Origin of the sequence: Pseudopedobacter sp. (assembly GCF_040392825.1) — a bacterium.
Lineage (GTDB): Bacteria > Bacteroidota > Bacteroidia > Sphingobacteriales > Sphingobacteriaceae > Pseudopedobacter.
On sequence record NZ_JBEBVH010000142.1, the window covers coordinates 1 to 10058 of the forward strand.

Annotated in this window: 13 protein-coding genes; 11 read left to right on the top strand and 2 right to left on the bottom strand. The window is 36.7% G+C overall.

From position 1 onward, the window contains the following. Positions 1-183 (top strand): YdeI/OmpD-associated family protein (locus ABWO41_RS11060; RefSeq protein WP_353137666.1); only part of this gene is annotated, 183 nt, incomplete at its 5' end. Between the two features lie 398 nt (positions 184-581). On the opposite strand, the gene ABWO41_RS11065 is transcribed toward ABWO41_RS11060, so the two are convergent. After that, on the bottom strand, positions 582-1136 hold the full coding sequence (locus ABWO41_RS11065; protein ID WP_353137668.1) for an NADPH-dependent FMN reductase: 555 nt from the start codon (positions 1134-1136) through the stop codon (positions 582-584). Positions 1137-1271: 135 nt separating this feature from the next. Here ABWO41_RS11065 and ABWO41_RS11070 point away from each other — a divergent pair, with 135 nt between their 5' ends. The 3 genes from ABWO41_RS11070 (at position 1272) to ABWO41_RS11080 (ending at position 2986) form a co-directional block, all read left to right on the top strand. Further along, a complete protein-coding gene (locus tag ABWO41_RS11070; RefSeq protein ID WP_353137670.1) occupies positions 1272-1667 on the top strand; it encodes a hypothetical protein in 396 nt (131 codons plus the stop codon). A gap of 76 nt (positions 1668-1743) precedes the next feature. Continuing rightward, positions 1744-2331 (top strand): LEA type 2 family protein, encoded by a 588-nt coding sequence (locus tag ABWO41_RS11075; protein WP_353137672.1) that lies wholly within the window; start codon positions 1744-1746, stop codon positions 2329-2331. A 172-nt stretch (positions 2332-2503) separates the two neighbouring features. Further along, a complete protein-coding gene (locus ABWO41_RS11080) occupies positions 2504-2986 on the top strand; it encodes a YMGG-like glycine zipper-containing protein (protein ID WP_353137674.1) in 483 nt (160 codons plus the stop codon). 54 nt (positions 2987-3040) lie between these two features. Here the strand turns inward: ABWO41_RS11080 and ABWO41_RS11085 are convergent, their stop codons facing one another. Continuing rightward, a complete protein-coding gene (locus ABWO41_RS11085) occupies positions 3041-3748 on the bottom strand; it encodes an LOG family protein (RefSeq protein ID WP_353137676.1) in 708 nt (235 codons plus the stop codon). A 304-nt stretch (positions 3749-4052) separates the two neighbouring features. On the opposite strand from ABWO41_RS11085, the gene recR reads away from it, so the two are divergent. From recR to ABWO41_RS11120, 7 genes are all read left to right on the top strand, one after another. Next, positions 4053-4670 (top strand): recombination mediator RecR, encoded by a 618-nt coding sequence (gene recR / locus ABWO41_RS11090; protein WP_353137678.1) that lies wholly within the window; start codon positions 4053-4055, stop codon positions 4668-4670. 46 nt (positions 4671-4716) lie between these two features. Next, entirely contained in the window at positions 4717-5532 is an 816-nt protein-coding gene (locus ABWO41_RS11095) for an SDR family oxidoreductase (protein ID WP_353137680.1), read from the top strand. 211 nt (positions 5533-5743) lie between these two features. After that, the gene (gene trpD / locus ABWO41_RS11100) at positions 5744-6742 is read left to right on the top strand and encodes an anthranilate phosphoribosyltransferase (RefSeq protein ID WP_353137682.1); all 999 of its coding nucleotides are present in this window, start codon (positions 5744-5746) and stop codon (positions 6740-6742) included. 1 nt (position 6743) lies between these two features. Continuing rightward, positions 6744-7382 carry a phosphoribosylanthranilate isomerase gene (locus ABWO41_RS11105; protein WP_353137684.1) on the top strand — a complete coding sequence of 213 codons (639 nt, stop codon included), beginning with the start codon at positions 6744-6746 and terminating at the stop codon, positions 7380-7382. Continuing rightward, on the top strand, positions 7369-8559 hold the full coding sequence (gene trpB, locus ABWO41_RS11110) for a tryptophan synthase subunit beta (RefSeq protein ID WP_353137686.1): 1191 nt from the start codon (positions 7369-7371) through the stop codon (positions 8557-8559). The genes ABWO41_RS11105 and trpB overlap by 14 nt, the downstream gene beginning before the upstream one ends. 72 nt (positions 8560-8631) lie before the next feature. Next, a complete protein-coding gene (trpA, locus tag ABWO41_RS11115) occupies positions 8632-9408 on the top strand; it encodes a tryptophan synthase subunit alpha (RefSeq protein ID WP_353137688.1) in 777 nt (258 codons plus the stop codon). 358 nt (positions 9409-9766) lie between these two features. Beyond that, positions 9767-10058 (top strand): sugar phosphate isomerase family (locus ABWO41_RS11120; RefSeq protein WP_502945648.1); only part of this gene is annotated, 292 nt, incomplete at its 3' end.

A 10058-nucleotide genomic window follows, 5' to 3' on the forward strand; every position in this document is an offset into this window, starting at 1 on the left:
CCTGAAGACTTTCTAAAAGAACTTAGCAAAAACAAAAAAGCGGAAGAATTTTTTCAGACTCTCAATAAGACGAATCTTTTTTCCATTGGGTTTCGACTTCAGACCGCAAAGAAACAAGAGACAAGAGACAAGCGTATGAAAGAAATTATTGAAAAGCTGACAAGAGGTGAGAAATTTCAATAAATTATTCAGCTCAGTGTCGACAATTACTTGTCAACGCCAGCCGCTAACAGCACATTTGCAATAGGTGGGGTTTCCTGCTCCGCAAACAGTTTTGTGTTGGCCGAAAGTTCAGTTCTCCGAATTATTTTGGTCCCGAAAAGCCCGCCCATCGCAAATCTGTCGGTTTTACGTAATAGCGGGTTAAGTGCTTCATACCGTTAGAATAGAATATCGAGAACTTTCGCCAAACGGAAAATTTGAACTTATAGATTTATAACACTCATAGAACGTGTTACATATAAAATGGGATAGATACTATCTCTGCGAGTTTTGTTTCTGAATGCAATATGGATCCTTCATCAGAAATCTAAGCGAAAATATCGCATTGGTGAATTTATTATATAAGCTCCCACAACCAACTAACCAGCATTTCTTTCAACCCAAACAGCATACGCATTTAGAAACTTAACCAGGAAATCCCTGGTTGAATCGCTGGTAAGTTTGCCATTTTCATCTAAAAGATTGCCTACCTGGCTTATATAAGCTTCTGGTTGTGCCATTACAGGTACATTCACAAAAACCAATGCCTGTCTGAGATGGTGGTTTGCACCAAAGGCGCCCAGTAAGCCGGGTGTCACGCTAATAATTGCGCCGGGTTTGCCATCCCAGTTGTTTTTTCCATAAGGTCGGGATCCCACATCAACAGCATTTTTAAGAACTGCAGGAACAGAGCGATTATATTCAGGCGTTACAAATAGCACACCGTCAACAGCTTTTATTGCCGTTCTGAATTGCTGCCATTCAATAGGTAGCTCTTGTTCCAGATCTTCATTATATAATGCCAGGTTGCCAATTTCAATAATTTCCAGACTTAAATTCTCAGGAGCAAGCTCTATGAGTGCTTTAGCAATTTTTTTGTTGAAAGATTCTTTCCTTAAGCTTCCAACAAGAATGGCAATTTTAAAAGTTTTCATTTGGTAGATATATATAAATAGAAACTTTCTATGTCAATTTTTGTTTCAATTTATCTTAAACATTTATGCGCACTATCAAAAGCCAATTTTATTGATAATTTTGGAGAATGCTTAATCTATTACAAGCATTAGAAAATGAGAAAAATATTTGCAGGTATCATCGTATTAACCCTTATTATTTCTGGATGTGGAACTACTATCACAGAACAAGATTTGCAGGGGAAATGGATATATAAAAAAGTCAGCTATTTAAAAGAGAATCCGCCCGTTATACAACAGGGTGAAGCATTAGCCAAAAAATATCCCTACCTGGAAATTGAAAAAGGAGGGAAGCTTTCAATTTATTCCGAAGGCAGGGAAATATCTAAAGGGACTTATGTATTGGAAGGAAACATAATCCGTTATGAGGAAGTTTTAGAAGGCGATATAAAGAGAAAAATCCCCTTCTTAATTAAATCGTTAAAAAATAACCAGCTTACTTTCGAAACTATGGACAGTAATACTATAAGTGTTGTTGCACAAAAGGAATAAATCGTTTTGGATAGGTTTTTGTAAAATAATTTCAGTTTAAAGCTGTTTATAAATAGAATTAAGAAAAAGAAAAATCATGAAAAAAATATTGTTGGTATTATCTGTCTTAACAGTTTTGGCTTCTTGTGGAGTAAATAGACAGACCAGAGAAATAAAGGCTTTAGGAAAATGTAAATATGATTTAAGGTCGATAGATAGTGTATATGTAGCTGGAGTCGCATTAAATAAGATCATTAACCAAAATACAATTGATTTATCATCAGCACCTTCCATTGCTTTGGGTTTATTAAGACAAAATATTCCGTTTGAAGGTAGAGTGAATCTGGAAATCGACAATCCTACAACAAGCAGAGCTGCGATAAACCAATTTGAATACATTATACTATTGCAACAAAAGCAATTGGCAGAAGGTGTTGTAAATCAGAAAGTGAGTGTAGAAGCCGGACAGACCACTGTTGTTCCTGTAAAATTAAAAGCGAACGTCTATGAACTTCTTACTAATGGACAGTTAGATCAGACTTTGAGGGCATTAAAGTCTGATAAAGACGACGCTGGTTTGCTTACTATTAAAATAAAACCAGTTATTTATGTAGGAAGTACAGCAATAAAATATCCCGGTTATATTACTATAGATAAGAAGATTAGCAGATCAATCTTACTATAATAACACAATAAATAAATTTTGGCATCGTTTTTTCTTAGGTCTGTATATCATTCTTTATGAATAAGAGAATGGTGATGTTAATTACTTGGAAGCAGGTGTGATTAATGTTTATTAAACACATCTGCTTTCCAAACCATCCATAACGATGGAAACTGGACATAAAATTAAACACATGAAAAAGTTATTGATAGTAATCGGTTTAGGAATGGGAGTTGCAGCATGTAGCAGCAACGCCAACAATTCACCGGGATCTCATAATACGTTTACCATTAAAGATTCGGTGAAAATTATCAGAGACAGTCTGAGATTGGATAGTTTCGAAAGGGCGGAGGCTCAGAGAAAAGAAGCTGAATTGAGAGAACAGGAATTAGCCGAAGCAAGAAGAGAAGGCGCAGCAAGTGCATCCAGAAACGTTACTGTAGTTAATCATACAACACCAGCTGCAACAAGTAGCGGTACTACAGCACAACAGCAAAAGAAAGGCTGGAGTGCGGCAGCTAAAGGAGCAGCAATTGGAGCCGGGGCAGGTGCAGTTACAGGTATCTTAATAGATAAGAAAGATGGTAGAGGTGCTGCTATAGGCGGTGTAATTGGTGCCGGAACAGGCTATTTAATTGGTAGAAAAAAAGATAAAGAAACTGGCAGAGCTCAATAAAAAAGCGAAGCAAAGTAGAAGGCGATGTATTCTTGCATCGCCTTTTTTGTTGCCTTAAAAGTTTGGTTTTAAAACGTATTTATCGTAGAATCTGAAAATATGCTCTGCAGCTTCTTCTGCCGAATCCACTATTCTATATAGATTTAAATCTTCCGGACTGATATTTTTTTCTTTTAATAAAACCGTATGCTCAACCCATTCCAGCAAACCTTTCCAATAATCAGAGCCTACCAATACTATCGGGAACCTGGCAATTTTTCCAGTTTGGATAAGCGTAATAGCCTCAAAAAGTTCATCCAAAGTTCCAAATCCGCCGGGCAGAACAATATAGCCCTGAGAATATTTCATAAACATCACTTTCCGGACGAAAAAATAGTCGAACTCCATCAACTTATCTCTATCAATATATCGGTTATGGAACTGCTCAAATGGAAGCTCAATATTTAAACCCACAGATTTTCCTCCCGCTTCAAAAGCACCTTTATTTCCCGCTTCCATAATTCCTGGACCACCACCTGTAATAACCCCGTAACCTCTTTCGGTTAATAGCTCGCCTATTTTTACCGCCATTTGATAGTATTTATTGTCAGTATGTGTTCTGGCAGAACCGAATATAGAAACGCAGGGTCCAATTTTTGCCAGTTTTTCGAACCCCTCCACAAACTCAGCCATAATTTTAAATATCTGCCAGGAGTCTGTTACCTTAATTTCCTGCCAGGTTTTATTCTCAAAAGCACTTCTGATTTTATCGTCATTTACCATAATTTTCCACTTTATTCTAAAATAAGATACACTTTTTGTCTTAATAAGTTTTGTTTTTGCCTTAACTTTTAATTTGTCAGTTATATAAACTATACCTCATAAATGCCAGAGGTAAACAGTTAAAGTCTTAACTTATAGTCTGTTCCTTTTTATTGTTTCACGCTACCTTATCCATCATAAATTGAAAGCCGAAAGTGATATTTTTTATTCACTCAAAGGCCGGGAACAATGCATGGGCTCCGAACGTCTCGAAACCTTTATATGCTTTGTAGTAAATGAAATAGATATTCCTTATTTTCGCAACATGAATTTTTCCTCTAAATTATTAGAGAGTGCAGTAGAAGAGTTTTCTAAACTTCCGGGAGTAGGCAAAAAGACTGCTTTGCGTTTGGTGTTACATTTACTAAAAAGCAGTTCTACAGAAGTACATAATTTCAGTAACAGCATCACAACACTTAAAGACAATATTAAATATTGTCAGAAATGCCACAATATCTCCGACGAAGGCATTTGCGAAATATGTAATTCTACAAAAAGAGATGTGTCTACTATCTGTGTCGTGGAAGATACACGAGATGTGATGGCAATTGAAAATACACACCAATATCAGGGGCTTTATCATGTTCTTAACGGACTAATTTCGCCAATGGATGGAGTAGGGCCGGCAGATTTAACCATAGAATTACTATTGGAAAGAGTGAGAACAGGAGAGGTTCAGGAAGTTATTTTTGCATTAAGTGCCACAATGGAAGGAGATACCACCATATTTTATCTCCATAAAAAGCTAAAAGATTTTAATATCAAAATAAGTACAATTGCCAGAGGGATTGCTTTTGGGGGAGAAATTGAGTATGCAGATGAGATAACATTGGGCAGATCTATTGCAACGAGGGTTCCTTACGAAAATACGCTAATGAAATAGCTATTCGTACTGGTACTTATATTTAACAATATTCAGGAAATAAATAATGGATTTAAAAGATAAAGTAATCCTGATAACAGGAGCTTCCAGTGGAATTGGCAAATCTTTAGCCGAAGAATTTGCAAGTCGCGGGGCAAATGTGGTTTTAGGAGCCAGACAGTATGTGAAGCTCTGTGAGATCTCAGACAATATCATCAAGAAATATAATGTTAAATCTTTAGCTATACAGCTGGACGTAACCAACGAAGAAGATTGCCGCAATTTTGTAAATCAGGCACTCTATTCTATGGGGAAAATAGATGTATTGGTAAACAATGCAGGGATTTCCATGCGGGCATTATTTAATGACCTGGATTTAAAAGTCCTCAGACAAATTATGGATATTAATTTCTGGGGAACAGTCTATTGTACTAAGTATGCTTTGCCCGAACTCTTGAAAGTTAAAGGTTCTGTAGTAGGTGTTTCTTCAATAGCAGGATATAAAGGATTACCCGGTAGAACGGGCTATTCAGCATCTAAATTTGCAATGAATGGGTTTTTAGAATCGCTGAGAGTAGAAAATTTAAAAACAGGTTTACATGTAATGACTGCTTGTCCGGGTTTTACAGCATCTAACATTAGAAATGTAGCATTAAACAAAGATGCAGTTTCACAGGGGGAAACCAGTATGGATGAAGGTAAGATGATGACCTCAGAAGAAGTAGCTAAAATAATTGCAGATGGATTAGTGAAACGAAAAAGAGAATTAGTTATGACAGGACAAGGTAAACTTACTGTCTTTTTACAAAAATTTGTCCCGGCATTATTGGATAAACTGGTATATAATGTCTTTGCCAAAGAAAAAGAGCCGCTAATTAAATAATGATCCTCAGAAAACAAATAATTCTGAAAAATATTTTTAAACTGTTGAATAAATTATCATATTTGTGATATACACGAGAAAATGATAAACACTGTAGTAAATATTGGTTGGTGGACCTGCGAATTATCGTAGGCAACCTGCTTGTATATACTGCATAAAGATATTAGAGGGCTGCCAGTTTGGTTGCCCTTTTTTTTTAATAACAATTTGTATGAAACAAATATTAAATACTTTATTTGAACATAAGACATTTACACGCCAGGAATCTAAAGATATTCTAACTCAAATGACTTCCGGAGCGTATAACGAAAGTCAGATGACTGCTTTTATTACCGCATATTGTATGCGTAATATTACTATAGAAGAGCTTTCGGGTTTTAGAGATGCCATGCTGGAATTATGTCTGCCTGTAGATTTGAATAAAGAATTCAATCTGATCGATCTGTGCGGTACAGGTGGCGACGGAAAAGACACTTTCAATATATCTACTTTAGCGTCTTTTATAGTTGCGGGAGCGGGTTATCATGTGGCAAAACATGGTAATTATGGTGTTTCCTCGGGATGTGGTTCGTCTAACGTGATGGAGTATTTAGGTTATAAGTTTACCAATAATGCAGATATTTTACATAAAAGTCTGGACAAAGCGGGCATTTGCTTCCTGCATGCACCTTTGTTTCATCCCGCAATGAAAAATGTTGCGCCCATAAGAAAAGCTCTGGGTATTAAAACATTCTTCAATATGCTTGGGCCTATGATTAATCCGGCTAAACCTCAAAACCAAATTGTGGGTGTATTTAGTTTAGAATTGGCCAGATTATACGCGTATTTATATCAACAGTCAAACATGAACTATACGATCTTGCATGCACTGGAAGGATACGATGAGGTGTCTTTAACCTGCGACTTTAAAGTCTTTTCAAATCAGGGGGAAAAAATTTACCAGATTGAATCTTTAGGTTTCGAAAAGATAGATCCAATGACTATTGCAGGAGGGTCTACAGTAGAAGAATCTGCCAGAATTTTCGAAACAGTATTGAATAATAGGGCCACAACAGAGCAGACTAACGTCGTTCTGGTTAATGCTGCATTGGCAATTAACACCATGGAACCTGCTTTAAGTTTTGCAGATTGTTACTATAAGGCAGAAGAGTCGCTGACATCAGGAAACGCGTTGAAATCTTTTAATACTTTACTTTCAATTTCAGCATAGAATGAAAATTAAAGTTTGTGGAATGAAATATGAAGGGAATGTAGCAGATGTTGCTGCCTTGTCTCCGGATTTTATGGGTTTTATATTTTATCCGAAATCAAAGAGATTTGTAGGACTGGATTTTGAAAGACAGCACATTCAGAATTTAAGTCCTGCTATTAAGAAGGTTGCGGTCTTTGTAAATGCCTTTGTTAATGAAGTAGTAGAATTTAGCCGTATATACGGAATTTCTACTGTACAGCTTCATGGCGATGAAACACCGGAAACATGCAGAGCAATTAAAGAAGAAGGCTTTACGGTAATTAAAGCTTTCGGTGTAAGCGAAGATTTTAATTTTGATATTTTAAAAGCGTATGAAGATGTGGTTGACTTCTTTTTGTTTGACACAAAAACTGTCGATTACGGCGGATCAGGCCAGACTTTTTCATGGGATATTTTGAAAAATTATCAATTGAATAAACCGTTTTTCTTAAGTGGAGGTTTAGATGCGGATAATCTGGAAAAGGTAAAAGAAATTAGTCATCCCCAGTTATACGCTGTGGATTTAAATTCAAAATTTGAAACAGAACCAGCAATAAAGAATATAGAGTTGCTTGAAAAAGCATTTAAAAATATAAGAGAACAAGATGGAAAACAGTAAATACAGAGTATCTAAAGATGGATATTACGGAGATTTTGGCGGGGCTTACATTCCCGAAATGCTTTATCCAAATGTAGAAGAATTAAGGCTTAATTACGAGGCTATTATTGCAAGTGATGAATTTCAAAAAGAGTTTAAATCACTTTTAAAAGATTATGTAGGCAGACCATCTCCTTTATATCTTGCTAAAAGATTATCTGAAAAGTACGGGGCAAATATCTTCCTGAAAAGAGAAGACTTAAATCATACCGGGGCACATAAAGTGAATAACACCATCGGCCAGATCTTATTAGCAGAGAAGTTGGGGAAAAAAAGAATCATAGCCGAGACAGGAGCGGGCCAGCATGGCGTAGCAACAGCAACGGTTTGTGCTTTAAAAGGCCTGGAGTGTGTTGTTTATATGGGAGAGATTGACATTGAGCGTCAGGCTCCGAATGTTGCCCGCATGAAAATGATGGGAGCAACAGTTATTCCTGCGACCTCAGGAAGCAAGACTTTAAAAGACGCTACTAACGAAGCTATGCGCGATTGGATTAACAATCCGGAAGATACACATTACATTATAGGTTCTGTAGTTGGTCCTCATCCTTATCCGGAAATGGTGGCTCAGTTTCAATCCATTATTTCAGAAGAAACCAAAAAACAATTGAAAGAGCATACCGGGTCGGAACTTCCGGATTATGTACTGGCTTGTGTTGGCGGTGGAAGCAATGCTATGGGTATGTTTTACCATTTTCTGGATGATGAAAATGTAAAACTTATTGCTGCGGAAGCAGCCGGACTAGGGGTAGATTCGGGACATTCGGCCGCTACTTCCAGGTTAGGTAAAGAAGGCGTGTTGCATGGCTCAAGAACAATTTTAATGCAAACAGAAGATGGTCAGGTAATCGAACCTTATTCTATTTCTGCCGGATTGGATTATCCGGGAATCGGCCCACAGCATGCGCATTTGCATAAAGTGAAAAGAGCAGAATATGTAAGCATTACTGATGATGAAGCATTACAGGCTTGTATGCTGTTGTCTAAATTGGAAGGAATTATTCCGGCAATAGAATCAGCACATGCTTTAGCGCAGTTAGAGAAAATGGAATTTAAAGGTGGCGAGAATGTAGTGGTTTGTCTGTCGGGAAGAGGAGATAAAGACCTGGGCACTTTTATGAAATATTTTAATTTATAACATCTCGTCTGTTGCTTTTCGTCCATCGTCTAACGAGCAACGAATAGCAGGCAACGAGCAACAAAACATGAAATGAACAGATTACAAAAGCTTTTTCAAAATAAAAAAGAAAATATCCTATCTATATACTTTACAGCTGGATATCCCGAACTGGACGCTACGATTAAAATTGCCGAAAAATTAGAAGCTGCAGGGGCAGATTTTTTGGAAATAGGATTTCCGTATTCAGATCCGGTTGCAGACGGACCCGTAATTCAGGCAAGTTCGCAAACTGCTTTGGAAAATGGAATGACGGTAAAAGTACTCTTTGAACAATTGAAAGATTTAAGAAGTAAAGTGAGTATCCCGATTTTGCTAATGGGATATGTAAATCCAATGATCCAATATGGAGTTAAGGAATTTTGTGCAAAAGCAAAAGAAGTTGGCGTGGATGGAGTAATTGTTCCAGACTTACCCATGTACGAATATGAAGATTTGTATAAAAATGACTTCCTGGATAATGGTTTATCTAATATTTTCATTGTAACCCCTCAAACTTCAGAAGAAAGAATCAGAAAGATTGATGATTTATCTTCCGGATTTATTTACCTGCTTTCCTCATCAGCAACAACAGGAAGTGCATTAAATGTTTCTGATAAAATTACGTCGTATTACGAAAGAGTAAAAGCGATGAACCTTAAAAATCCGTTAATTATTGGTTTTGGAATCTCTGATAATCAATCATTCATGAGAGCAAATAAATATGCAAATGGTGCAATCGTAGGGAGCGCATTCGTTAAAACATTAAAAAATGACGGAAGCGATTACTTAGCACATATCGATGAGTTTATCAAGGGAATAAAGGGATAAATTTATTAGTCCTGATACTGTATTAAAGAAGCTGTCTAAAAGGTTATCGAATACTAAAAAACACGTCTTTGCGAGGAAGTATGACGAAGCAATCTGCGTTTTTGACATCATCAGATTGCCTGACTGCCGTCGAGGTAGGCTTCGTTACCTCGCAATGACGATGGATTTTTAGACACTCTCTTCGTTTCTTTTCTACAGCCTATAGCTAAACATAAGTTTTTAATGCAGGTATTTTCAGGTGTTTCATTAATGCCACTACATATCTCACTTTAAATTTAATCTCACAAACATTTTACCTAACTAAATGTCATTAAAGGGCAAATCCTGATAGATTTGTATAAATCTAACGGTATAAAAAATGACTGAAAGAATTTTAAATACGGAATTACGCGAGAGAATTATTGACGATAGAAAAGCTGCTTCTTTTTTCAAAGATAAAATGGTAGTTGCTTCAAGTGGTTTTACGAAATCAGGAGACAGTAAAGCTGTATTGGGAGCTTTGGTTGAAAGGTCAAAAACAGAACCATTGAAAATCACTTTAATGACAGGGGCATCCTTAGGTCATGGTACAGATGGAGCGTTAACTGCCGCCAGATTACTGCACCTCAGACTTCCCTTTCAGGTCGATGCAGTTTTAAGAAAAGCTATAA